The 22,920-nt window shown below is 68.2% G+C and carries 23 protein-coding genes; 12 read left to right on the top strand and 11 right to left on the bottom strand.

Annotated elements, in window-relative coordinates; all coding sequences use genetic code 11:
• Window positions 1-3: 3 nt before the first annotated feature.
• Both F3H87_RS05795 and lipA read right to left on the bottom strand, forming a co-directional pair.
• A complete protein-coding gene (locus F3H87_RS05795; protein WP_149786001.1) occupies window positions 4-1,284 on the bottom strand; it encodes a tetratricopeptide repeat protein in 1,281 nt (426 codons plus the stop codon).
• A 56-nt stretch (window positions 1,285-1,340) separates the two neighbouring features.
• Window positions 1,341-2,291 (bottom strand): lipoyl synthase, encoded by a 951-nt coding sequence (gene lipA, locus F3H87_RS05800; RefSeq protein WP_149786000.1) that lies wholly within the window; start codon window positions 2,289-2,291, stop codon window positions 1,341-1,343.
• 265 nt (window positions 2,292-2,556) lie between these two features.
• Here lipA and F3H87_RS05805 point away from each other — a divergent pair, with 265 nt between their 5' ends.
• Together F3H87_RS05805 and F3H87_RS05810 are read left to right on the top strand one after the other, a co-directional pair.
• Entirely contained in the window at window positions 2,557-3,282 is a 726-nt protein-coding gene (locus F3H87_RS05805; RefSeq protein ID WP_149785999.1) for a VIT1/CCC1 transporter family protein, read from the top strand.
• A gap of 30 nt (window positions 3,283-3,312) precedes the next feature.
• The gene (locus tag F3H87_RS05810) at window positions 3,313-3,675 is read left to right on the top strand and encodes a TfoX/Sxy family protein (protein ID WP_149785998.1); all 363 of its coding nucleotides are present in this window, start codon (window positions 3,313-3,315) and stop codon (window positions 3,673-3,675) included.
• Here the strand turns inward: F3H87_RS05810 and ndk are convergent.
• Both ndk and F3H87_RS05820 read right to left on the bottom strand, forming a co-directional pair.
• The gene (ndk, locus tag F3H87_RS05815) at window positions 3,642-4,064 is read right to left on the bottom strand and encodes a nucleoside-diphosphate kinase (RefSeq protein WP_149785997.1); all 423 of its coding nucleotides are present in this window, start codon (window positions 4,062-4,064) and stop codon (window positions 3,642-3,644) included. The two genes, F3H87_RS05810 and ndk, sit on opposite strands and share 34 nt — an antisense overlap.
• Window positions 4,065-4,172: 108 nt before the next feature.
• Window positions 4,173-5,360: a multidrug effflux MFS transporter gene (locus tag F3H87_RS05820; protein ID WP_149785996.1), complete on the bottom strand. Its 1,188-nt coding sequence runs from the start codon at window positions 5,358-5,360 to the stop codon at window positions 4,173-4,175.
• 103 nt (window positions 5,361-5,463) lie between these two features.
• Here F3H87_RS05820 and F3H87_RS05825 point away from each other — a divergent pair, with 103 nt between their 5' ends.
• The 4 genes from F3H87_RS05825 (at window position 5,464) to F3H87_RS05840 (ending at window position 9,272) form a co-directional block, all read left to right on the top strand.
• Complete coding sequence (locus tag F3H87_RS05825) at window positions 5,464-7,317, top strand: ABC-F family ATP-binding cassette domain-containing protein (protein WP_149785995.1); 1,854 nt, start codon at window positions 5,464-5,466, stop codon at window positions 7,315-7,317.
• Between the two features lie 4 nt (window positions 7,318-7,321).
• A complete protein-coding gene (locus F3H87_RS05830; RefSeq protein ID WP_149785994.1) occupies window positions 7,322-7,780 on the top strand; it encodes a DUF2267 domain-containing protein in 459 nt (152 codons plus the stop codon).
• A gap of 43 nt (window positions 7,781-7,823) precedes the next feature.
• Entirely contained in the window at window positions 7,824-8,441 is a 618-nt protein-coding gene (locus F3H87_RS05835; protein ID WP_149785993.1) for a MarC family protein, read from the top strand.
• 249 nt (window positions 8,442-8,690) lie between these two features.
• Window positions 8,691-9,272, top strand: a complete 582-nt coding sequence (locus F3H87_RS05840; protein ID WP_149785992.1) for a retropepsin-like aspartic protease family protein — start codon at window positions 8,691-8,693, stop codon at window positions 9,270-9,272.
• 6 nt (window positions 9,273-9,278) lie between these two features.
• Here F3H87_RS05840 and F3H87_RS05845 read toward each other — a convergent pair whose 3' ends face one another.
• Window positions 9,279-9,743, bottom strand: coding sequence for a DNA polymerase III subunit chi (locus F3H87_RS05845; protein WP_149785991.1), 465 nt, complete (start codon window positions 9,741-9,743; stop codon window positions 9,279-9,281).
• 7 nt (window positions 9,744-9,750) lie between these two features.
• The gene (locus F3H87_RS05850; protein ID WP_149785990.1) at window positions 9,751-11,223 is read right to left on the bottom strand and encodes a leucyl aminopeptidase; all 1,473 of its coding nucleotides are present in this window, start codon (window positions 11,221-11,223) and stop codon (window positions 9,751-9,753) included.
• A 129-nt stretch (window positions 11,224-11,352) separates the two neighbouring features.
• Here F3H87_RS05850 and lptF point away from each other — a divergent pair, with 129 nt between their 5' ends.
• From lptF to rsmA, 6 genes are read left to right on the top strand one after another with little or no spacing between them, the layout of a single operon-like run.
• Complete coding sequence (lptF, locus tag F3H87_RS05855; RefSeq protein WP_149785989.1) at window positions 11,353-12,480, top strand: LPS export ABC transporter permease LptF; 1,128 nt, start codon at window positions 11,353-11,355, stop codon at window positions 12,478-12,480.
• Window positions 12,477-13,571, top strand: coding sequence for an LPS export ABC transporter permease LptG (gene lptG / locus F3H87_RS05860; protein ID WP_149785988.1), 1,095 nt, complete (start codon window positions 12,477-12,479; stop codon window positions 13,569-13,571). Before lptF ends, lptG begins: the two co-directional genes overlap by 4 nt.
• Window positions 13,571-15,697: an LPS-assembly protein LptD gene (locus F3H87_RS05865; protein ID WP_149785987.1), complete on the top strand. Its 2,127-nt coding sequence runs from the start codon at window positions 13,571-13,573 to the stop codon at window positions 15,695-15,697. Before lptG ends, F3H87_RS05865 begins: the two co-directional genes overlap by 1 nt.
• A 6-nt stretch (window positions 15,698-15,703) precedes the next feature.
• Complete coding sequence (locus F3H87_RS05870) at window positions 15,704-16,930, top strand: peptidylprolyl isomerase (RefSeq protein WP_149785986.1); 1,227 nt, start codon at window positions 15,704-15,706, stop codon at window positions 16,928-16,930.
• The gene (pdxA, locus tag F3H87_RS05875) at window positions 16,927-17,898 is read left to right on the top strand and encodes a 4-hydroxythreonine-4-phosphate dehydrogenase PdxA (RefSeq protein ID WP_149785985.1); all 972 of its coding nucleotides are present in this window, start codon (window positions 16,927-16,929) and stop codon (window positions 17,896-17,898) included. The genes F3H87_RS05870 and pdxA overlap by 4 nt, the downstream gene beginning before the upstream one ends.
• A complete protein-coding gene (gene rsmA, locus F3H87_RS05880; protein ID WP_149785984.1) occupies window positions 17,895-18,728 on the top strand; it encodes a 16S rRNA (adenine(1518)-N(6)/adenine(1519)-N(6))-dimethyltransferase RsmA in 834 nt (277 codons plus the stop codon). Before pdxA ends, rsmA begins: the two co-directional genes overlap by 4 nt.
• 60 nt (window positions 18,729-18,788) lie before the next feature.
• Here the strand turns inward: rsmA and F3H87_RS05885 are convergent, their stop codons facing one another.
• From F3H87_RS05885 to speB, 5 genes are all read right to left on the bottom strand, one after another.
• On the bottom strand, window positions 18,789-19,346 hold the full coding sequence (locus F3H87_RS05885; protein WP_149785983.1) for a DUF4167 domain-containing protein: 558 nt from the start codon (window positions 19,344-19,346) through the stop codon (window positions 18,789-18,791).
• Between the two features lie 209 nt (window positions 19,347-19,555).
• Entirely contained in the window at window positions 19,556-20,419 is an 864-nt protein-coding gene (gene prmC, locus F3H87_RS05890; protein ID WP_149785982.1) for a peptide chain release factor N(5)-glutamine methyltransferase, read from the bottom strand.
• The gene (prfA, locus tag F3H87_RS05895) at window positions 20,412-21,464 is read right to left on the bottom strand and encodes a peptide chain release factor 1 (RefSeq protein ID WP_149785981.1); all 1,053 of its coding nucleotides are present in this window, start codon (window positions 21,462-21,464) and stop codon (window positions 20,412-20,414) included. The genes prmC and prfA overlap by 8 nt, the downstream gene beginning before the upstream one ends.
• A gap of 58 nt (window positions 21,465-21,522) precedes the next feature.
• Entirely contained in the window at window positions 21,523-21,939 is a 417-nt protein-coding gene (locus F3H87_RS05900; RefSeq protein ID WP_223227968.1) for a DUF1499 domain-containing protein, read from the bottom strand.
• A gap of 9 nt (window positions 21,940-21,948) precedes the next feature.
• Window positions 21,949-22,917, bottom strand: coding sequence for an agmatinase (gene speB / locus F3H87_RS05905; RefSeq protein ID WP_149785979.1), 969 nt, complete (start codon window positions 22,915-22,917; stop codon window positions 21,949-21,951).
• Window positions 22,918-22,920 lie beyond the last annotated feature (3 nt).

Genomic DNA, 22,920 nt, shown 5'->3' on the forward strand with positions numbered 1-22,920 from the left:
CGATCATGCCGCAAGGCCGCGCACCGCGCCGCGGCTGTCGGTCAGCGGGCGGCGGGTGACCAGCAGGCGCCGCGCCTCTCCGGCCTTGCCCTGCCGGATCAGCGCGTGCAGCAGCGTGTAATCCAGCAGGTCGCGCTGTGCGCGGCTGCCGCCCAGCCGCGCGTGATCGGCCATCACCGGCAGCAGCGCCGCCTCGGCCCCCGCCCAGTCCTGCGCGGCGATGGCCCGAAAGGCCGTGGCACAGGGCGCGACCTGATCCGCCGCCGGGCCCTTTGCACCCTCGATGATTTTCATCAGCGGCTCATCCTGCCCGGCCATGGCATGTGCCAGCGCCGCATGGATATCGGCAAACCCCAGCGCGGGCGCGGGAAAGGCGCGCGCGGCATACTCCGACAGCCGCGCCCAGCGGGCAGGCGAAACCGCCTGCCCCGCCATTTCCGCCCGCCAGTAGAGCGACGCAAGATCGGTCAGGATGTTCAGCGGCGGCCCCTGCGAGGTATCGGGCGCAAGATCGCGGTCGGCGATCTGCCACATCCGCGCGGTATCGCCCATCGCCAGCGACCACAGCGCGACATGCCACGAATTATGGCAATGCATCATGCCCGCCCGGTCGTAGCCCGCCAGCCAGTCCGACAGGTAATCCCGGCCCTCGGCCGTTTCACCCATTTCGTAGAACAGATGCGCCCGGATATGCGCGCCATGGCCCGAGCGCGGCCGTTGTGCCAGTGCCGCCCCGATCGCGCGTTCGGCCGGGGCCAGTTGCCCGGCTTCCATCTGCGCAAAGGCCAACTGCGCCAGGAACCAGCCGTCCTGCCCGTAGGCGGGGGCCAGCGTTTCGGCAAAGGCGAGGTGCTCGGCCTCGCGCCCCGGCTGCCCGGAAAAGCCGATCAGGGAAAACACGCCAAGGCAGGTCTGCGCCACCAGCGCGTCGCGTGGATGATCCCGCAGATGCGCGCGCACCGCCTCATACCCTTCGCGCGGGCGGCCGTTGACCAGATGGTCGAAAACGGCGATCTGCCCACGGGCCTGCCCGGTCAGGTCGCGGCCCTTTTCGACAGCCTGCGCCATCAGGGTGCGGGCCTCGTCCATCCGGGCGAAAACCTGCGCGTTGCGCGCCTTCAACATATGGGCCTGGGCGAAACCCGGATCGGCGGCGATGGCACGCTCCAGCGCCCCGTCCACCCCCGGCAGCGCGTCGAGATAGGCCAGCAGCGCCTCGGCATAGGCATCCCGCGCGGCGGGATCGGTCGTGTGCAGCGGGTTTCCGTAAGGGTCGGTCAACATAGGGGCGCTCCGGCAGGGGGATTGCCCCTACCCTATGCCACCGCCCGACCCTTGGCCTAGCCCTGCCCCAGCTTTTTCAGCCGGTTTTCCCGCAGCCGGGCGAAATCGTCGCCCGCATGGTAGGACGAGCGCGTAAGCGGCGTCGCCGACACCATCAGGAACCCCTTGCCATAGGCCGCCTTTTCGTAGGCCGCGAATTCCCCGGGCGTCACGAAGCGGGCGACCGCGTGGTGTTTCGGCGTCGGTTGCAGGTACTGGCCGATGGTCAGGAAATCCACATCGGCGGCGCGCATGTCCTCCATCACCTGGTGCACCGCCTGCCGGTCTTCGCCCAGCCCCACCATGATGCCCGACTTGGTGAACATCGACGGGTCCAGTTCCTTGACCCTTTGCAACAGGCGCAGCGAATGGAAGTAACGCGCGCCGGGCCGCACCTCGGGGTAGAGGCCGGGCACGGTTTCGAGGTTGTGGTTGAACACGTCCGGCCGCGCCGCGACCACCACTTCGAGCGCGCCGGGCTTTGCCCGCAGGAAATCGGGCGTCAGGATCTCGATCGTGGTGCCGGGGCTGCGGTGGCGGATGGCGCGGATCGTCTGGGCGAAATGCTCGGCCCCGCCATCGTCCAGGTCGTCGCGGTCCACGCTGGTGATGACCACGTGGTTCAGCCCCAGCTTCTGCACCGCGTCCGCCACCCGGCCCGGTTCGAACAGGTCGAGCGCGTCGGGGCGGCCCGTGGCGATGTTGCAGAAGGTGCAGCCGCGCGTGCAGATATCGCCCATGATCATCATGGTGGCGTGGCCCTGGCTCCAGCATTCGCCGGCATTGGGGCACCCCGCCTCTTCGCAGACGGTGACCAGCTTGTGCTCGCGCATGATCTGGTGGGTCTTGCGATACCCCTCCGACACCGGCGCCTTGACCCGAATCCAGTCGGGCTTGCGGGGCTGGGCGTTGTCGGGGCGATGTGCCTTTTCGGGGTGGCGTTGGTCGGGGATTTTCAGATCGCGCAAGGGACCGGTCCTGTGATTGACGTGCCTGGCCCGACTATAGGTGCTCTGCGCGGGCATGGCCAGTGACCGTGAAATGCGGCGGATGCGGCGTTTTTCCCCGCGAAATCGCCCGCGCGACATGCGAAAACCGGAATGTGGCAGGATGGGTGCGTATCCATTTCCGTCCGGGTCGGTGTGATAACCAGTGCCCTGCCCGTCGCTCTTTTCGTTGCGCTGTGCGCAGGCGTGTCTATGGTGCGCCCCGATCAGGCAGGCGGAGGCAGCGATGGACTGGCAGAGTCACCGACGCGATGCGCACAAACTTGGGCGCACACAGGAATTTCTCAAGCAGATCGTCTATGGCGGCAATGACGGAATCGTGACCACCTTTGCCATCGTTGCGGGCTTTGCCGGGGCGGCGGCCGAGGGCGTGGCGCAGATCGGCGGGCTGGCGGTGCTGGTTTTCGGGCTGGCGAATCTGTTCGCCGATGGCGTCAGCATGGGGCTGGGCGAATTCCTGTCGGCGCGCAGCCAGGCCGACCTCTACCGCGCGCGCCGGTCGAGCGAGCTGCGCGAGATCGCGCATGACCCCGAGCAGGAGCGGATGGAGCTGTTCGAGATCCTGCGCCAGCGCGGCCTGCCCCCGGGCGAGGCCGACACCACCACCCAGATCCTGGCCCGGCACCCGGAATTCATGGCCGACCTGATGATGACCTATGAATTCGGCATGTCCGACCCGGACGAGGACCGCCCGGCAATCAACGGGCTGTTCACCTTCGGCAGTTTCCTGATCTTCGGCTCCGTGCCGCTGGTGCCCTATTTCCTGTTCGACGCCACCGACCGGACCTTTGCGCTGTCGGTTCTGGCGACGTTTCTGGCGCTTATGTCGCTGGGGCTTTTGCGCTGGAACGCCACCGGCGAACGGCTGGCGCGCTGCGTGGGAGAAACCGTGCTGGTGGGCACGATCTGTGCGCTGGTCGCCTTTGCCGTGGGCTGGATCGTTGGCGGCTGACAGCCGCCTGCAACGGGTTAATATGTCCGCATGAGCACGCCGGTATCCTCGATCCGCAACCTCGGCCCCGCCTTCGAGGCGCAATGCGCCCGCGCGGGCATCCGATCCGCCGAAGAACTGCGCGCGCTGGGGGCGGACGAGGCCTATGGCCGGATTCTCGCCACCGGGATACGGCCGCATTTCATCTTCTACTACGTGCTGGTGATGGCGTTGCAGGGCCGGCCCTGGAACGATTGCAAGGGCGACGAGAAAACCGCCCTGCGTGCCCGGTTCGACGCGCTGAAGGCCAGCCGGCACGACAAGGGCCGCGCCCGGCTGGACGCGGCCCTGAATGAGATCGGGGTGATCGAAAAGCCGGTTCAGCCGACCAGTTCGAGACCCGAGAAGAAATAGGCGATCTCGACCTTGGCGGTATCCTCGCCGTCCGAGCCGTGGACCGAGTTTTCGCCGATCGACAGGGCGAACTCCTTGCGGATCGTGCCTTCGGCGGCTTCCTCGGGGTTGGTGGCGCCCATCACGTCGCGGTTTTTCGCGATCGCGTCCTCGCCTTCCAGCACCTGCACCACGATCGGGCCCGAGGCCATGAATTCGCACAGCTCGTCATAGAACGGGCGCTCCTTGTGCACCTCGTAGAAGACGCCGGCCTGCGCCTTGGTCAGGTGGATGCGTTTTTGCGCGATGATGCGCAGGCCCGCGGCCTCGAGCTTGGCGTTGATCGCGCCGGTCAGGTTGCGCTTGGTGGCGTCGGGCTTGATGATCGAGAAGGTGCGCTGAATGGCCATGTCGGTTATCCGTCCTGTTTTCGTGGTTCGGGCGGCCCCATGCCGCCGCCTGTCACAATCGAGGCGCGCTCTAGCATGGCTCAGGGGGCTTGAAAAGCCGTGATCGGGTCAGGCGATGCGGGCCTCGATCCGGTAGGCATATTGCGCCGAGAGCAGCGACAGCACCGAGACCGCCACCAGCAGCGACAACAGCGCCAGCGCGCCGCCCGTGCCCGCGACCACCACGCCCGCGATCGCGGTCAGCGCCGCGCCGCCCGCCAGCGTCAGCGCCCCCGACAGCCCCGAGGCGCTGCCCGCCAGGTGCGGCGCCACCATCATCACCGAGGCATTGACACCGGGGCTGGTCAGCCCGTTGCCCAGCCCGATGAACACCACGCAGCCGAACATCAGCAGCGGGTCGTCGACGCCGAGCGCGAACAGCACCACCCCGATCCCCGGCCCGATCACCGCCAGCCAGCGCCCGGCCAGCACGATCCGCGACAGCGGCACGCGGCCCGACAGGCGGCCGGTCAGGTAGTTGCCCAGCATGAACCCGGCCGGAACGCTGCCCATGCCCACGCCGACCCAGCCGGGGGTCAGGCCGAACTGCGTCTCGGCCACCTGCGGCGCACCGCCGAGAAAGGCGAAGAACCCGCCGATGGAAAACACCAGGCAACTGCAATGCGCCCAGAACAGCGGCACGCCCAGCAATTCGGGATAGCTGCGGAAATGCGCGCCGAACCCGCCCTTGCCCAGGTGCGTATTGGTTTCGGGCAGGTCCACCCAGACCAGCGCGAACATCGCCACCCCGATCAGGATGAAGGCGGCGAAATTCGCGCGCCAGCCGAACAGCTCGTCCAGCACCCCGCCCAGCACCGGCGCCAGCATCGGGGCCAGCGCCATCACCGCGCCGATCTGGCCCAGCAGCCGCGCGGCCTCGGCCCGGGGGGCGATATCGTTCACCACGGCGCGGCTGATCACCATGGCGCCCACCACCGCGCTCTGCAGCAGGCGAAAGCCCAGGAACACCCAGATATCCTGCGCGAAATAGCACCCGATCGAGGCGAGGATGAATATCGCCAGCCCTGCCAGCAGCACCGGGCGGCGGCCGTAGAGGTCCGACAGCGGCCCCATCACGATCTGCAGCACCGCCGAAACCGCCAGATACCCGCCGATGGACAGCGACACGAGGGCGTAATCGGCCTCGAACTCGTCGGCGATCCGGCTGAGCGAGGGCAGGAACAGGTTGAGCGTCAGCACGCTGATTCCGGTCAGCAGGACCAGTGTCAGCAGGCTGGGTTTTTTCGGTAATGTCATTTGGCGCGTATCCGTTTGTGCCCGCAATGGCTACGCGCTGCGTGCGGGCAGCGCAAGTCCGCACCCTCTGGCAGCGGCGCACGGGCTCTGTTAGAGGGCGGCCATGTTGAAGATTTCCGATATCTCCTACGCGGTCGAAGGCCGGCCGCTGTTCGAAGGCGCCAGCGCCGTCATCCCGAACGGTCACAAGGTCGGGCTTGTCGGGCGCAACGGCGCGGGCAAGACGACGCTGTTCCGCCTGATCCGTGGCGAGCTGGCGCTGGAGGGCGGCGATATCACCCTGCCCGCGGGCGCCCGCGTCGGCGGTGTCGCGCAGGAGGTGCCGGGCAACGAGGTCTCGCTGCTCGATACCGTGCTGGCCGCCGATACCGAACGCGCGGCGCTGCTGGCCGAGGCCGACACCGCGACCGACCCCGCCCGCATCGCCGAGGTGCAGACCCGGCTGGCCGATATCGACGCATGGTCGGCCGAAGGCCGGGCCAGCTCCATCCTGCGCGGGCTGGGTTTCGATGCCGAGGAACAGCTTATGCCCTGTTCCGCCTTTTCCGGTGGCTGGCGGATGCGCGTGGCGCTGGCCGGCGTGCTGTTCGCGCAGCCCGACCTGCTGCTGCTGGACGAACCGACCAACTATCTCGATCTGGAAGGGGCGCTGTGGCTGGAAAGCTATCTCCAGAGATATCCCCATACGGTCATCATCATCAGCCATGACCGGGGCCTGCTGAACCGCGCGGTGGGGGCGATCCTGCACCTGGAGGATCGCAAGCTGGCCTATTACACCGGCCCCTATGACCAGTTCGCCCGCCAGCGCGCCGAGCGCCGCGCCGTGCAGGCCGCCATGGCGAAAAAACAAGAGGCCCGCCGCGCCCATCTGCAAAGCTTCGTCGACCGTTTCCGCGCCAAGGCCAGCAAGGCACGGCAGGCGCAGGCGCGGCTGAAGATGATCGAGAAGATGGATTTCATCGCCGCCCCCGAAGAGGCGGCAAGGCGCGTCTTTACCTTCCCCGAGCCCGAGGAACTGTCGCCGCCCATCCTGGCGACCGAGGGCGTCAGCGTCGGCTATGACGGCAAACCGGTGCTGCGCAACCTGGCCCTGCGCATCGACCAGGACGACCGGATCGCCCTGCTGGGCAAGAACGGTCAGGGCAAATCGACGCTGGCCAAGCTGCTGTCGGACCGGCTGGCCCCGATGGAGGGCAAAATCACCCGCTCGTCGAAACTGCGCATCGGATTCTTCGCCCAACACCAGGTGGACGAGCTGCATCTTGACGAAACGCCGGTGCAACACCTGCGCCGCGCCCTGCCCGACCGCGCCCCGGCGCAACTGCGCGCACGGCTGGCGGGCTTCGGGCTGATGGCCGATCAGGCGGAAACGCAGGTGGGCCGGCTGTCGGGCGGGCAGAAGGCGCGGCTGTCGCTGCTGCTGGCGACGCTCGACGCGCCGCATCTGCTGATCCTCGACGAGCCGACGAACCACCTCGATATCGAAAGCCGCGAGGCGCTGGTCGAGGCGCTGAACACCTATACCGGGGCGGTGATCCTGATCAGCCACGACATGCACCTGCTCAGCCTCGTGGCCGACCGGCTGTGGCTGGTCCGGGACGGCGCGGTGACGCCCTATCAGGACGATCTGGAAAGCTATCGCAAGATGCTGCTGTCGGCCGATACCCCGGCGCGCGCGCAAAAGCCGAAAGAGGCGCCCAAGCCCAAACGCGCCGGCCGCGACGAAATCCTCACCCTGCGCGCCGAGCTGCGCAAATGCGAGGAGCGCGTGACCAGGATCGAGGAGATGCGCGAGAAACTTTCGGCCAAGCTGGCCGATCCCGCGCTTTACGACGATGCCAAGGCCGGTGAGCTTGCGGTCTGGAACCGCAAATACGCCGAGATCATGGATGGCCTCGCCCGCGCCGAAACCCTGTGGGAGGCCGCGCAGGAACGGCTGGACGCGGCCGGGGGATAGCGCCATGCCGATGCCCTTTGCCTATCGCCACGCGGATCGGGACTGGCACAGGTTCCTGCGCATCGCGCGCGAGGAAATGGCGCTCGACAGCGACAACATGGCCTATACCGCCCTGCAGGGCGTGTTCCAGGCGTTTCGCCGACGCCTGACCGTGCAGCAGGCGGTGGATTTCGCGCAGGTGCTGCCGGCGGTGCCGCGGGCAATCTTCGTGGCCGACTGGCAGATCGCCGACAGCCCCGTGCCGCCCGGCACCCGCGCCGACTGGACCGCCGAGGCGTGCGCCCTGCGCCCCAACCACAACCTGACGCCGGAAAACTGCGTCGAGGCCACGGCCATCGCCCTGCGCCGCAGCGTCCGGCAGGCCGGGATCGAGGCGGTGCTGACCCGCCTGCCCCCGTTCGCGCGCACGTTCTGGGACACCCCGTCGCGCGACCCGGCAAGCCTGCAGCCCGGCTTCGGCTGACCGGCCTCTGGTCAAACCGCCCCTGCCCCCGTAGACAAGGCGCATGGACACCGCGTTCTTCATCACAGCCTTCGTCACGCTTTTCGTGATCATCGACCCGATCGGGCTGACGCCGCTGTTCGTCGCGCTGACGCAGGGCATGACGGCGCAGGCGCGGCGGGCGATTGCTGTGCGGGCCTGCGTCACCGGCGCGTTCATCCTGCTGCTCTTCGCCGCCTTCGGCGAGGCGGTGCTGGGCTTCGTCGGCATTTCCATGCCCGCCTTTCGCATCGCCGGGGGCGTTCTGCTGTTCCTGACCGCGCTCGACATGCTGTTCGAACGCCGCACCAAGCGGCGCGAGGATCAGGCGGACGAAGACGACGGCCCCGACCCTTCGGTGTTTCCGCTGGCGATCCCGCTGATCGCCGGGCCGGGGGCCATCGCCTCGGTCATCCTGCTGGCGGGGCAGTCGCCGGGCTGGCAGGGGCTGGTGGCGACGCTTGCGGTGATGGTGGCGGTGCTGCTGATCGTGATGGCACTGTTCTTGTCGGCGGGGCTGCTGGAGCACGCGCTGGGCAAGACCGGGATCAACGTGGTCACGCGGCTGCTGGGTATGCTGCTGGCGGCGCTGTCGGTGCAGTTCGTGCTGGACGGGTTGCGGGCCTTCGGTTTCGCGGGTTAGGGGCTGAGCCCGCCCGGAACAGCCGCGCAGCGGCCCGGGCATCGCACGGCCGCCCCCCGGCCGGGCGATTGGCTGCCGAAAGTGCCACGATCAGAGGTGGAAGGTGGCCGCACGATAAATCGCCATGCCGATAGCGTCGGATCGCCCGCCCGCGGCCATGCGATGCCCTTCTGTTGCGATTCCCACAGCCCGGTTGCCGCCACCGGTCCCCGTGCCTATATCATTCGGGCGCGCGCCAAGGGGCCTGACATGAACGAAATCCAGACCGGAAATCTTCTCTATCTCGTCGTGCTCGGTGCGGCGATCACCTTTTGGTTCGTCATGCAGAACCGCAACAACCTCGGCCGCACGATGCAGCACGCGGTGGTCTGGGGGCTGCTGTTCCTGGGCATGATCGCGGGGGTGGGGCTGTGGAGCGATATCCGCGACACGGTGATGCCGCAGCAGACGGTGCTGGCCGCCGAGGGCCGGATCGAACTGCCCCGTGCGCCGGACGGACATTACTATGTCACGGCGGATGTGAACGGCCACCCGACCCGTTTCGTCGTCGATACCGGCGCCACCGGGATCGTTCTCAGCCGCGAGGCCGCGCAGGACGCGGGTATCGACATGGACGAGCTGATCTTCTCGGGCCGCGCTTACAGCGCGAACGGCCCCGTGGCCACCGCGCCGGTGCGCCTCGACAGCCTGGCCATCGGCGCGATCGAGGACGAGGGGCTGCGCGCCTATGTCAACGATGGCCAGATGGATATCTCGCTGCTCGGGATGAGCTACCTGCATCGCTATTCCCGGATCGAGATCACCGACGGCGCGCTGGTCCTGACGCGATAGGGCGGATCACCCGGCCTTTTCGGCCTTCTTCTCCCACCGGCCCGATTCCTCGGACCAGTATTGCGCGGCGCAGCCGGCATCGGTCAGCGCCTTCCACTGGCCGCGCGCGGCACCCACCGCCGCCTCGTCATGGCCGTCGAACAGGATGCAGACCCGCTCCAGCCGCTGCACCTCTTCCGGGGCAACCCCGGCGCCGTCCACCGCCATCAGGCAGGCGGGATCGTTCGGCGCGTCGGCACCGCAGGTCAGCAGCACCGGCTGCAACCCGTCATGCGGCCCGCCCGCCAGCCCGTGCGGCAGGAACTGCTCGTCGGACCCCAGCCACAACTTCTGGTCCAGCCAGTCCATCCGCCCCGGATCGGTGCCGCGCACCACCACGCGCCAGCCATTCGCCAGCGACCGCTCCAGCAGCATCGGCAGCGCCCGTTCCAGCGGGCCGCGCGTCAGGTGGTAAAAGAACGCGGCACCCAAGGCGCGCCTACCCTTCCAGCGTGTCGGCGATCAGGCGGTTCAGCGCCAGCACACCCCAGCCGGTCGCGCCCTTGGGCGCATAGGTGGTGTCGGATTTCACATGCGCCACGCCCGCGATATCCAGGTGAATCCACGGCGTGCCCTCCTTGACGAAGCGTTGCAGGAACTGCGCCGCCGTGATCGACCCGGCAGGCCGCCCGCCCACGTTCTGCATGTCGGCGACGGGGCTTTTCAGCATGTCGTCATAGGCCTTGCCCAGCGGCATCCGCCACGCGCCCTCGCCCTCGGCCTGCGCGGCCTTGAGGAACCCGCCCGCCAGATCGTCGTCGTTCGAGAACACGGCTGCGTTCTCATGCCCCAGCGCGATGATGCAGGCCCCGGTCAGGGTGGCAAGGTCGATCATGCCGCGCGGCTTGAACCGGTCCTGCGCGTACCACATCACGTCCGCCAGCACGAGCCGCCCCTCGGCATCGGTGTTGATCACCTCGATCGTGTCGCCCTTCATTGATTTCACGATATCGCCGGGGCGCGTGGCACTGCCCGAGGGCATGTTTTCCACCAGCCCGACAAGGCCCACCACGTTGGCCCCGGCCTTGCGCAGCGCCAGCGCGCGCATGACGCCGGCGACGACGCCCGCGCCGCCCATGTCCATTGTCATGTCTTCCATTCCGGCGGCGGGTTTCAGGCTGATGCCGCCGGTGTCGAACACCACGCCCTTGCCGACCAGCGCCAGCGGCGCCTCGCCTTTCTTGCCGCCGTCCCAGCGCATGACCACCAGCTTCGAGGGGCTGTCGCTGCCCTGCCCCACCGACAGCAGGCTGCCCATGCCCAGCTTTGCCATGTCCTTTTCTTCCAGCACCTCGACCTTCAGGCCCAGCTTTTCCATCTCGACAAGGCGCTTGGCGAATTCGGTCGTGGTCAGGATATTGGCGGGCTCGTTCACCAAGTCGCGGGTAAAGAACACGCCCTCGGCCACCGCCAGCAGCGGACCGGCTGCCGCCTTCGCCTCGTCCGGCTTGCCGACCATCAGCGTGGCCTCGGGCGTCTCGCCATCCTCTTTCGGGGCGCGGTGATCGGCGAAATCATAGGTCCTCAGCGCAAGGCCAAGCGCCACCTGCTCGACCCGCAGCGTGCCGCCCAGCAGCGCCAGCAGCGGCTTGCCGCCCTGCGCCTTTGCCAGTTCCACGCCCGCGCGCCGCGCCTCCTCGACCGAGGGGCGGCGCGGCAGGCACAGGATATCCAGCGCCTCGGCCTCTAGCCCCACGGGCATGACCAGCGTGGTCACGTCGCCCGGTTTCGCCCTGGCCCAGCGATCCGCCCCGGCCAGCCGCGCCACCGCGCCCTTGGTCAGCCGGTTCACGCGTCGCGCGCCGGGGTCCAGCTTGCCGTCCGGGGTAACGGTGATCGCCACGCGCCCCTTGTGCCCGGCAACGGCATCGAGATCGGTTTCGGCGAAACGGATGGTCTGCGGCGTGGTCATCTGGACTCCCCTCATTTCATGATCGCCCCGAGTCCTAGCGCGGCCCCGGCGGGTTGACCAGATAGCAGTTTGCCCCCGCCCGCGGTTCCTGTAACAAAAGGGCGGGTTCATCCGTGCCGTGGGGGTCTGGTGTCGAGATTCGACCGATATGTTCTGTCGCAGCTCGTGGTGCTGTTCGGGTTCTTCGCCCTCGTGCTGGTGTCGATCTACTGGATCAACCAGGCGGTGCGGCTGTTCGACCGGCTGATCGGCGACGGGCAATCGGCCTTCGTGTTCCTTGAATTCACGGTGCTGACGCTGGCCAACGTGATCCGCATGGTGCTGCCGGTGGCGGTGTTCGCGGCAACCGTCTACGTGACCAACCGGCTGAGCAACGAAAGCGAACTGGTGGTGATGCAGGCCACCGGCTTCAGCCCGTGGCGGCTGGCGCGGCCGGTGCTGATCTTCGGCGTCGGCACGGCGCTGATGTTGTCGGCGCTGACGCATTACCTCGTGCCCTCCAGCATGGCGCAGCTGCAATGGCGCGAGGCCGAGGTCGCGCGCAACGTCACCGCGCGGCTGCTGACCGAGGGCACGTTCCTGCACCCGACCGAGGGCGTCACCTTCTATATCCGCGAAATAGACCCGGACGGCACCCTGCGCGACGTGTTCCTGTCGGACCGCCGCACGCCCGACCGCGCGGTGACCTATACCGCCGCCCGCGCCTACCTGGTGAACGACGAGGGCGGTTCGCGTATGGTGATGCTGGACGGGCTGGCGCAGAATTTCATCCTGTCGGAAAACCGGCTCTCGACCACGCATTTCGTCGATTACAATTTCGACATCAGCGCCGCGATCGAAAAGACCGTCGCCCCGCGCCTGCGGGTGCGCGATGTGCCCACCGCGCGGTTCCTTGCCGATTTCGAGGGGGTGATCGCGGAAAACCGCTTCAAACGCGGACAGGCGGTCGAGGAGCTGCACAGCCGGGTCGCGCAATCGTTGCTCTGCGTGGTCGCGGCGCTGATCGGGTTCTCGTCGCTGCTGGTCGGCGGGTTTTCGCGCTTCGGCGTCTGGCGGCAGATCATGGGCGCGCTGGTGCTGCTGGTGATCGTGAAATTCATCGAGGGGCTGGTGACCGACCCGGTGCAGCGCGATCCCGCGCTCTGGCCGCTGATGTACCTGCCCATCCTCTTCGGCATCGGCGTGGCGGTGGCGACCCTGTGGTATGTCGGGCGCCCGCGCCGCCCATCCCGTCCCGTGGCGGAGGCCGGCGCATGATCCTGCACGCCTATTTCGCCCGCAAATTCGCGCTGATCTTTGCCGGGGTGTTCGGCGTGTTCCTGCTGCTTCTGCTCCTGGTGGACATGGTCGAGCAGCTGCGCCGCTTCGGCGGGTCGGTCAGCTTCGGCGAGGTGTTCCGCCTCACGCTGCTGAACGTGCCGCAGGGGCTGTATAACATCATGCCGCTGATCATGATCCTGGCCACGGTGGCGATGTTCCTTGGCCTTGCAAGGTCGAGCGAGCTGGTGGTGACGCGCGCGGCGGGCCGCTCGGCGCTGCGCGCGCTGGCCGCGCCGGTTGCCGTCACGATGCTGATCGGGGCGCTGGCGCTGGCGATGTTCAACCCGATCGTGGCGGCCACCTCCAAGCGGTTCGACGAGTTGCAGGAACGCTATCGCAGCGACGGGCAGGAGGTTCTGTCGATCTCGGCCGAGGGGCTGTGGCTGCGCCAGGGCAGCGCGACCGGCCAGACGGTGATCCGCGCGGCACGGGCCAATCCCGACGGCACCGTCCTTTACGACGTGACGCTTTTCGCGCACGCCCCCGATGGCGAGCCCGTCCAGCGGATCGAGGCGCGCGCCGCGCGGCTGGTTTCCGGCGCGTGGGAGCTGACGAATGCGAAGGTCTGGCCGCTGGAACAGGGGGTCAACCCCGAGGGCGCCTCGGTGCAGCACACGATGTTCCGCGTGCCCTCGACCCTGACGGTGGAACGCATCCGCGACAGTTTCGGCGACCCCTCGGTGATCTCGATCTGGGACATGCCCGCCTATATCGCGCAGCTTGAAGAGGCCGGGTTTTCCGCGCGCCGCCACGCGGTCTGGTTCCAGATGGAACTGGCGCGGCCGCTGTTCCTGGTGGCGATGCTTCTGGTGGGCGCGGCCTTTACCATGCGCCACGTGCGGTTCCGCAACACCGGGCTTGCGGTGCTGGCCGCCGTCGTGCTGGGATTTTCGCTTTACTACATCAGGAATTTCGCCCAGATTCTTGGCGAGAATGGACAGATCCCCGTACTTCTCGCGGCCTGGTCGCCGCCGGTCGCCTCGTTCCTGCTGGGGCTCGGCGTGCTGTTGATCATGGAGGACGGGTGATGCGGCTGCGCTGGATCGTCGCCCTTGCCGCGTGGCTGATCGCCGCCGGCCTGCCCGCCGCGGCGCAGACGGCGCGCGACGCGCCCGCCGTGCTGGTGGCCGACCGGGTCGAGATCACCGGCGACGACCGGCTGATCGCCGAAGGCAATGTCGAGGCGCTTTACGGCGAAAGCCGGCTCAAGGCCGAGCGTATCATCTACGACCAGAAAACCGACGAGCTGATCCTCGACGGCCCGGTGATGCTGATCGAGGGGCCGGACGCGGTGCTGCTGGCCGACAGCGGCGAACTGGATGCCGACATGCGCAACGGGCTGCTGCGCGGCGCACGGATGATCCTGTCGCGCCGGGTGCAGATCGCCTCGCCCCGGCTCGACCGCGTCGGCGGGCGATACACGCAGCTTTACCGCGCCGCGGCGACCTCGTGCCGGGTCTGCAATGCCGACACGCCGCCGATCTGGCAGATCCGGGCCCGCCGCGCCGTGCATGACCGCGAGGCCAGGCAGATCTATTTCGACAGCGCCCAGCTGCGGGTGCTGGATATCCCGATCTTCTGGCTGCCCCGCCTGCGCCTGCCCGACCCGACGCTGGACCGCGCGACCGGCTTCATGATCCCGTCGCTGAACCAGGATTCGCAACTGGGCACCGGGGTGCGCATTCCCTATTTCATCCGCATCGGCGATCACCGCGACCTGACGCTGACACCGTTCCTGTCCGACAACAGCCGCACGCTGGAGCTGCGCTACCGGCAGGCGTTCCACAACGGCGACCTGACGGTGAACGGCGCGATCTCGCGCGACGAGATGGTCGACGGCACCCGCGGCTATGTCTTCGCGCGGGGCGGCTTCGACCTGCCGCGCGACTTCCGGCTCAGCTTCGACCTCGAGGCGGCGACCGACCGGGCCTATCTGGAAGTCTACAATTACAGCTGGAAGGACCGGCTCGACAGCGCGATCTCGCTCAGCCGGACGCAGCGCGACGAATATGTCAACGCCCGCGTCGTCGCCTACCAGACGCTGCGCGCGCGCGAAAACAACTCGCAGATCCCGACGCTGGTGGGCGAGGTGGAATACGAACGGCGCCTGTTTCCCAGGCGGATCGGCGGCGAGATCCGCATGGCCTATGGTTTTTTCGGCTATCGCCGCTATTCCGATCTCGACATCCTGGGCCGCGACGGCGCCCGGGCCGAGGCCGACCTGTCCTGGCAGCGCAGCTGGACCCTGCCGCAGGGCATCCAGGCCCGGGTCGAAACCGGCATGGCGGTCGACATGTTCCGCATCCTTCAGGACAGCAGCTATGCCGGCACCGAAAGCCAGGTCACACCGCGCGCGGGCCTGACCCTGCGCTGGCCGCTGGTCAAGCAGGAGGCCGGCGGCGGCACCCAGGTGCTGGAACCCGTCGCCATGCTGGGCTGGGTCGGCGGCGCCAACCCGGACGTTCCGATCGACGAAAGCGCACTGGTCGAGTTCGACGAAGGCAACCTGCTGTCGCTGTCGCGCTTTCCTGCCGCCGACCGCCGCGAACGCGGGCTGAGCGCGGCCTACGGCGTCAGCTGGACACGCTACGACCCGCGCGGCTGGTCGGCGGGGCTGACGCTGGGCCATGTGCTGCGCGACGAGGCGCAGGACGATTTCGCCGGCACCTCCGGGCTGGACGGCACCAGTTCGAACCTGCTGCTGGCGGGGCAGTATCGCAGCGCGGGGGGTATTTCGCTGATCGGCCGGACATTGTTCGACACCGATCTGGACCTGACCCGGGCCGAGGCCCGCGCCGCATGGATCAGGCCGAATATCGGGCTGGGCGCCTCTTACATCTGGATGGACGAAGACCCCTCCGAGTGGCGCACCGGATCGGTCTCGGAATGGTCGCTCGACGGCAGCTACCGGATTTCCCGGCACTGGACGGGCACCGCCAATTGGCGTTACGAGGTAGGCGCGAACAGATCGACCGAGGCGGGGCTGGGTATGCGATACAGGAACGAATGCGTCGACGTGAACCTTTCCCTCTCGCGCCGCTTCACCTCTTCCTCTATCGTCGACCCGTCCACCGAGGTCGGCATCACCGTCGGGCTTCGGGGGTTCTCGGCCCAGGGGTTCAACAACAGTTACACGCGCACCTGCAGGAACTAGAACGACATGACAGCACAGATACGCCGGATCGCTTTTGCCCTGACCGCCGCCACCGCCATGTTCGGCGCGGCCGGCGCGGCACTGGCGCAGAACCTTTTTGCGCCGGCCATCACCGTGAACGATCAGGTCATCACCGGGTTCGAACTGGAACAGCGGACACAGATGCTGCGCCTGTTCCGCGCCCCGGGCAACCCCGCCGAACTGGCCCGCACCCAGCTGATCGAGGAGCGGCTGAAAGCCGAGGCCGCCGACGAGGCGGGGCTTGAGGTCACGCAGGAGGGGCTGGAGGCCGGGATGGAGGAATTCGCCGGGCGCACCAACCTGACCCCCGACGAGTTCGTGCAACGGCTGCAGGCGGGCGGCGTGTCGCCCGAAGCGTTCCGCGAGTTCGTGCGCAGCGGCGTGCTCTGGCGCGAACTGGTGCGCGCGCGCTTTGCCAACCGCGTGCAGATTTCCGAGGACGAGGTCGATCGCGCGCTCGGCGCGCTGTCGGGCGGCAGCTCGGTGCAGGTGCTGCTGTCGGAAATCATCATGCCCGCCCCCCCGCAGGAGATGGAGGCGGTGATGGCGCGCGCCGAACGGATCAGCCAGATCGACACCCTGCCCGCCTTTGCCGCCGAGGCGCGGCGCTATTCCGCCTCGGGCAGCCGCGGGCGCGGCGGGCGCATGGGCTGGATGCCGATCACCCAGTTGCCGCCGCAACTGCGCCCGATCATCCTGTCGCTCGCCCCCGGCGAGGTGACCGACCCGCTGCCGCTGGAAAACGCCGTGGCGCTGTTCCAGCTGCGCGCGATCGAGGAAACCGAGGTGCAGGCGCCCGACTATGCCGCCATCGAATACGCCGCCTATTACATCGACGGCGGCCGCAGCGAGGCGGCGCTGGCGCGCGCGGCCAGGATCGCGGCCGAGGTCGATACCTGCGATGACCTTTACGGCGTGGCGAAGGGCCAGCCGCCCGAGGTTCTGGAGCGTGACGCGAAAGCGCCCGGGGACATCCCCGCCGACGTTGCCGTGGAGCTGGCCAAGCTCGACCCCGGCGAGGTCTCCACCGCTCTGACGCGCGCCAATGGGCAGACGCTGGTCTTCCTGATGCTGTGCGGACGCACCCCGGCGCTGGCCGAGGATCAGGACCGCGAAAGCATCCGCCTGCAACTGCGCGCGCAGCGCCTGCAATCCTATGCCGAAGGATACCTGGCGCAGCTCAAGGCCGATGCGCGCATTATCGAGCAATGACCGCCCCGATCGCGCTGACCTGCGGTGAACCGGCAGGCATCGGCCCCGAAATCGCCGTCCGCGCGTGGGAAAAGATGCGCGACGGCCCGGCCTTCTTCTGGATCGGCGATCCGCGCCACCTGCCCGATGGCACGGTTTTCGACGAAATCGCCGACCCGGCCGGGGCGGCAGCGGTCATGCCCCATGCCCTGCCGGTTCTCCGGCATGACTTTGCCGGTCAGGCCACGCCCGGCCGGCCCGATCCCGCCAACGCGCAGGGCGTCATCGACGTGATCGCCCGCGCGGTCGATCTGGTGCAGGCCGGCGCGGCCAGCGCGGTCTGCACCGCACCGATCAACAAGAAGGCTCTGAAGGACGGCGCCGGGTTCCCCTATCCCGGCCATACCGAGTATCTGGCCGCGCTTGGCGGCGGGGCCGATGTGGTGATGATGCTGGCCTGCCCGCAATTGCGCGTGGTGCCCGCCACCATCCATATCCCGCTGCGCGAGGTGCCGCAGGCGCTGACGCCCGACGGGCTGGAAAAGACCATTCGCATCACCCACACCGCCCTGCGCCGCGATTTCGCCATCGCGGAACCGCGCATCGCCGTGGCGGGGCTGAACCCCCATGCCGGCGAAGGCGGCGCGATGGGCACCGAGGAAACCGACTGGATCGCGCCGCTGCTCGACCGGCTGCGGGCCGGGGGATTCGACATTACTGGCCCCCTGCCCGCCGACACGATGTTCCACGCCGCCGCGCGGGCGCGTTACGACGTGGCGGTGGCGATGTATCACGACCAGGCGCTGATCCCGATCAAGACGCTGGATTTCGCCGGTGGCGTGAACGTGACGCTGGGCCTGCCCTTCGTGCGCACATCGCCCGATCACGGCACCGCCTTCGACATCGCCGGGCAGGGCGTGGCCGATCCCTCGTCGCTGGTCGCCGCGCTGCGCATGGCCGCCGACATGGCGCGGGCCCGCGCCGCATGAGCGGGATCGACGCCCTGCCGCCCCTGCGCGAGGTGATCGCGCAGCACGGGTTGTCGGCGAAGAAATCGCTGGGCCAGAACTTCCTGCTGGACCTGAACCTGACCGCCAAGATAGCGCGGCAGGCGGGCGAGCTGACACAGGCCGACGTGCTGGAAATCGGCCCCGGCCCCGGCGGGCTGACCCGCGGGTTGCTGGCGCAGGGCGCGCGCCGCGTGCTGGCCATCGAAAAGGACGCCCGCTGCCTGCCCGCGCTGGCGCAGATCGCCGCCGCCTATCCCGGCCGGCTCGAGGTCATCAACGGCGACGCGCTGGAAATCGACCCGCTGGCGCATCTGACGCCACCGATCCGCATCGTCGCCAACCTCCCCTATAACGTGGGCACCGAACTGCTGGTGCGCTGGCTGACGCCGAAGGACTGGCCGCCGTTCTGGGAAAGCCTGACGCTGATGTTCCAGCGCGAGGTGGCCGAGCGGATCGTCGCCCAACCCGGCAGCAAGGCCTATGGCCGCCTGGCGATCCTTGCCCAGTGGCGGTGCGCGGCGCATATCGCCATGTCGCTGCCGCCCGGCGCCTTCACCCCGCCGCCCAAGGTCAGCTCCGCCGTGGTGCACCTGACCGCCCTGCCCGCGCCGCGATACCCCGCCGATCCACAGAAACTGGAACGCGTGGTCGCCCGCGCCTTCAACCAGCGCCGCAAGATGCTGCGCGCCGCGCTGAAAGGCTATGCCCCGGATATCGAGGACAAGCTGATCGCCGCCGGCATCCAGCCCACCGACCGGGCCGAAACCGTCGACCTGGAACGATTCTGCGCGCTGGCGCGGCTGGTCTGAAAACGGCAAGGCGCCGCCCGTTTTCAAGGGGCGGCGCCTGCGATCCGTGTCCGCTGTGGTTTACTCGGCAGCGTTGTCGGTGGCCTGAACGGGCTGCGCCTCGGTGGTGTCGCCCCCCTCCTGCGCCTGCTTCCTGGGCGCGCGCGGCTTGCGCGGGCGCTTGGGTTTTTCCGCCTTGCTTTCGGGCGTTTCCACAAGACCGCTGTCCTGATCGTCCTCGCCGCTATCCTTGGTGTCCAGCGTCTCGTCGCCCTCGGGCTGCGGCCCGCCCTCGGCGGATTCGCGTTCCTGCCGCTGGGCGCGTTCGCGGTCGCGTTCGGCCTGCCGTTCGCGGTTCTGGCGTTCCTGTTCCTCGCGGCGCGCGTCCTGTTCCTTCTGGGCGGCGCTCAGCATACGCAGGTAATGCTCGGCATGTTGTTGGAAATTCTCGGCCGCCACGCGGTCGTTGCCAAGCTGCGCGTCGCGCGCAAGCTGGTTGTATTTCTCGATGATTTGCTGCGGCGTGCCGCGCACTTTGCCCTCGGGCCCCGAGCTGTCGAACACACGGTTGACGATGTTTCCGACCGAGCGGTTGTTACGGTTGCCCTTGGACCGCGAGCGGGATTTAGATGATCTCATGCTTTAGATTTCCAGCCTTCGTCAGATGCGATTGCCACCCGATGTGCGCCCCGTGCGCCCGAATTTCGCGGTATGGCAGAGTTTTCTGGCTTGGTGTCAAGCGGGACCGCCCGAGGGCATCCACCGCGCTGACACCACAGGAGTAATCACTGTTTGGCGGGTCTGGCAAGAGGGCACGGCGGAAAAATGCTGAAAAAACCGCAGAATCGTCACCGAAACTGCTGTTTGCGCAACCATTTGCCCGTCACCACCCTGTCGCGCCCGTCCAGGTCGGGCCGCACGGCAACCCCTGTAAAACCGGCGGTTTCGAACAGCGCGGCCACCGCCGCGCCCTGCTGCCAGCCGGTTTCCACCATCAGCCAGCCGCCCCGGCGCAGATGCGCGGGGGCACCGGCGCACAGCGCGCGATAGGCCGACAGCCCGTCGCCCTCGTCGGTCAGGGCCATGCGCGGCTCATGTGCGAGTTCCGGGGCAAGCGCGGCCATCTCGTCGGCGGCGATATAGGGCGGGTTCGATACGATCAGATCGTACCGCCCAGCGACCGCCGCGAACCAGTCGCTTTGCACGAAATCCGTGCGACCGGCCACGCCAAGCGCCTGCGCGTTGCGCTGCGCCACCGTCAGCGCGCGGGCCGACAGGTCGCTGCCTGTTCCGGTCGCGCCGGGCCGTTCCGCCAGCAGCGTCAGCAGGATCGCGCCCGAGCCCGTGCCGATGTCCAGCACATGCCCGAACGGCACGCGCAGGGCGGCCTCGACCAGGGTTTCGGTTTCGGGGCGCGGGTCCAGCACGTCGGGCGTTACCGCGAAATCCCGCCCGTAAAAGGCCCGCCGCCCGGTCAGGTGCGACACCGGCTCGCGCGTGGCGCGCCGTGCGATCAGCTGCGCTAGCCGGGCGGCCTGCCCGGCCTCCAGCGCGTCGCCCTCGACCAGCAACAGCCGCGACGGTGCGATGCCCAGCACATGCGCGACCAGCACCCGCGCATCCCGCGCGGCACCGGCGATCCCTGCCGCTTCAAGCTGCCGGACCGCATCGCGCAACGCCCCGCCGATGGTGCGAGTGTCCCGCTCAGCCATCGCCCATCTCGGCCAGCAGCGCGGCCTGGTGATCGGCGATCAGCGCGTCGATCACCTCGTCCAGGTCGCCCTGCATCACCTGGTCGAGCTTGTACAGCGTCAGCCCGATCCGGTGATCGGTCATGCGCCCCTGCGGAAAGTTATAGGTGCGGATGCGTTCGCTGCGGTCGCCCGAGCCCACCTGCGCCTTGCGGTCGGCGGCGCGCGCATCGGCGGCGCGCTGGCGCTCCATGTCGAACAGGCGCGATTTCAGCACCTGCATGGCGATGGCCCGGTTCTGGTGCTGCGATTTTTCCGAGCTGGTGACGACGATGCCGGTCGGAACATGGGTGATCCGCACCGCCGAATCGGTCGTGTTCACGTGCTGGCCGCCCGCCCCGCTGGCGCGCATCGTGTCGATGCGGATATCGCCGGGGTCGATCTGGATATCCACGTCCTCGGCCTCGGGCAGCACGGCGACGGTGGCGGCCGAGGTATGGATGCGCCCGCCGCTTTCGGTCGCGGGCACGCGCTGCACACGATGCACCCCCGATTCGAATTTCAGCCGCGCGAACACGCCCTCGCCCTTGACCAGCGCCACCACCTCCTTGATGCCGCCCAGCTCGGTTTCCTGCAACTCGACGACCTGGAAGGCCCAGCCGCGCGATTCGGCATAGCGTTGATACATCCGCAGCAAATCGCCCGCGAACAGCGCCGCCTCGTCCCCGCCGGTGCCGGGGCGGATCTCGATCATCGCGGGGCGTGCGTCGGCGGCATCCTTGGGCAGCAGCGCCAGTTGCAGCGCGCGTTCCAGATCCGGCAGGCGCGCGCGCAGGTCGGGCAGTTCCTCTTCGGCCAGCGCGCGCATCTCCGGGTCGTCCAGCATCGTCTCGGCCTCGGCGATGTCGTCGCGCAGGCGGGTATAGGCGGCGATCTCCTCGACCACCGGGCGCAGTTCGGCATATTCGCGGCCCAGGGCGGCAATGTCGCCGCCCCCTTCGGCCATCAAGGCTTCGAGATACTGGAAACGCTCGGTGATCTGGCGCAGGCGGTCTTGTGCAATCATGGGCAATGCTCTTTCCCATCTGCGCGCTTTGGTCAAGGGCGCGGATGGCCGGCCCCGCTCAGCCCTGCCCCAGCCGCCGCAGCCAGTCCTCGACGCGGGCGCGGTTCACGCCCATGTCCGACTGGCCAAAGCGCAGCCGCGAATGGATCAGCAGGTCGCCCTCGCGCGCCTCGACCGTGGCGTAATCGGGAAACCCCCAGAGTTTCGAGCGGGCGATATAGGTGATCCTGCCGGTATCCGCCGATCCGGCCAGCACATCGGTGCGCGGGGTGGCGCGGATGATCGCATCCAGATCGGCCAGCCGGTCCGCCCGCCCCGGCACCACGCGGATCACGCCGCCGGGCATGTCGCGGTTTTCCGTCGTGGGCACCGGTACGTGCCAGCGCGCCGGGTCGCTGGGCGCCATCCGCACCCATCCGGCAAACCCCGCGACCAGCGCGACGAGGGCCAGTATCAGCCAGACCGTCCAGAACATGCGCATCTCCTATGTTTGCGCCCGCCGGGTCCAGCCCCAGAGGCAGATCAGCTCCATCGCCACATGCGCGCCCGCGATCGCCGTGGCGCCGGTGGTGTCGAAGGGCGGCGAAACCTCGACCACGTCGCCACCCAGCACGTCGATCCCGCGAATGCCGCGCAGGATCGCGGCGGCCTGCGCGCTGCTCAGCCCGCCCCAGACCGGCGTGCCCGTGCCCGGCGCGAAGGCCGGGTCGAGGCAGTCGATATCGAACGTCACATAGGTCGGATGATCGCCCAGAACCGCACGGATCTCGTCGCAAACCGCGCGGTTTCCGATCTCATGCACGCGCGGCGCGTCGATGATGTGAAACCCCATCGTGTCGGGGTTGTCGGTGCGTATCCCCACCTGGACCGAGCGCGCGGGATCGACGATCCCCAGCTTCACCGCCTTGTACATGAAGGTGCCGTGATCCACCCGGTCCATGTTGTCGTCGGCCCATGTGTCGGTATGGGCGTCGAATTGCAGCACCGAAAGCGGCCCGAACTTTGCCGCGTAAGCCTTTAGAATCGCAAGTGTTATCGAATGATCCCCGCCCAGCGTCACCGATGCCGCCCCGGCGTTCAGGATACCGGCGATATGGGCCTGCAGAGCCGCCGGAAAGGCCGGCACGTCCGCGTAATCAAAGGCAAGATCACCATAATCGGCGATAGCAAACTCGCTCATCGGGTCATAGCCCCAGCCATAAGGCGCATCGGGCGATTGCAGCGCGCTCGCCTCGCGGATCGCACGCGGCCCCAGCCGCGTGCCGGGCCGGTTCGTCACCGCCTGGTCGAAGGGCACGCCGGTAACCGCCAGATCGACGCCTGCCAGGTCCTTGGTATAGCGCCGCCGCAGAAAGGACGTGGCCCCGCCAAAGGTGTTCTCATAGCTCGGGCCGCGTAAATTCTGCCGCGTAAATGCCTGATCCACCTGGTTTTTCGCGTCTTCCAGCGACATTGC

The sequence above is a fragment of the Lutimaribacter pacificus genome (assembly GCF_900142185.1).
GTDB classification, from domain to species: Bacteria; Pseudomonadota; Alphaproteobacteria; order Rhodobacterales; family Rhodobacteraceae; genus Lutimaribacter; species Lutimaribacter pacificus.

Excerpts from the sequence above, each read along its gene's own strand:
- F3H87_RS05840 (WP_149785992.1), top strand. The coding sequence starts at position 8,691 with ATGAACGAAATCCAGACCGGAAATCTTCTCTATCTCGTCGTGCTCGGT.
- lptG (WP_149785988.1), top strand. The coding sequence starts at position 12,477 with ATGATCCTGCACGCCTATTTCGCCCGCAAATTCGCGCTGATCTTTGCC.
- F3H87_RS05850 (WP_149785990.1), bottom strand. The coding sequence starts at position 11,223 with ATGACCACGCCGCAGACCATCCGTTTCGCCGAAACCGATCTCGATGCC.
- F3H87_RS05835 (WP_149785993.1), top strand. The coding sequence starts at position 7,824 with ATGGACACCGCGTTCTTCATCACAGCCTTCGTCACGCTTTTCGTGATC.
- prfA (WP_149785981.1), bottom strand. The coding sequence starts at position 21,464 with ATGATTGCACAAGACCGCCTGCGCCAGATCACCGAGCGTTTCCAGTAT.
- speB (WP_149785979.1), bottom strand. The coding sequence starts at position 22,917 with ATGTCGCTGGAAGACGCGAAAAACCAGGTGGATCAGGCATTTACGCGG.
- rsmA (WP_149785984.1), top strand. The coding sequence starts at position 17,895 with ATGAGCGGGATCGACGCCCTGCCGCCCCTGCGCGAGGTGATCGCGCAG.
- ndk (WP_149785997.1), bottom strand. The coding sequence starts at position 4,064 with ATGGCCATTCAGCGCACCTTCTCGATCATCAAGCCCGACGCCACCAAG.
- F3H87_RS05820 (WP_149785996.1), bottom strand. The coding sequence starts at position 5,360 with ATGACATTACCGAAAAAACCCAGCCTGCTGACACTGGTCCTGCTGACC.
- pdxA (WP_149785985.1), top strand. The coding sequence starts at position 16,927 with ATGACCGCCCCGATCGCGCTGACCTGCGGTGAACCGGCAGGCATCGGC.
- prmC (WP_149785982.1), bottom strand. The coding sequence starts at position 20,419 with ATGGCTGAGCGGGACACTCGCACCATCGGCGGGGCGTTGCGCGATGCG.
- F3H87_RS05865 (WP_149785987.1), top strand. The coding sequence starts at position 13,571 with ATGCGGCTGCGCTGGATCGTCGCCCTTGCCGCGTGGCTGATCGCCGCC.
- F3H87_RS05825 (WP_149785995.1), top strand. The coding sequence starts at position 5,464 with ATGTTGAAGATTTCCGATATCTCCTACGCGGTCGAAGGCCGGCCGCTG.
- F3H87_RS05870 (WP_149785986.1), top strand. The coding sequence starts at position 15,704 with ATGACAGCACAGATACGCCGGATCGCTTTTGCCCTGACCGCCGCCACC.
- F3H87_RS05795 (WP_149786001.1), bottom strand. The coding sequence starts at position 1,284 with ATGTTGACCGACCCTTACGGAAACCCGCTGCACACGACCGATCCCGCC.
- F3H87_RS05885 (WP_149785983.1), bottom strand. The coding sequence starts at position 19,346 with ATGAGATCATCTAAATCCCGCTCGCGGTCCAAGGGCAACCGTAACAAC.
- F3H87_RS05830 (WP_149785994.1), top strand. The coding sequence starts at position 7,322 with ATGCCGATGCCCTTTGCCTATCGCCACGCGGATCGGGACTGGCACAGG.
- F3H87_RS05900 (WP_223227968.1), bottom strand. The coding sequence starts at position 21,939 with ATGTTCTGGACGGTCTGGCTGATACTGGCCCTCGTCGCGCTGGTCGCG.
- F3H87_RS05810 (WP_149785998.1), top strand. The coding sequence starts at position 3,313 with ATGAGCACGCCGGTATCCTCGATCCGCAACCTCGGCCCCGCCTTCGAG.
- F3H87_RS05805 (WP_149785999.1), top strand. The coding sequence starts at position 2,557 with ATGGACTGGCAGAGTCACCGACGCGATGCGCACAAACTTGGGCGCACA.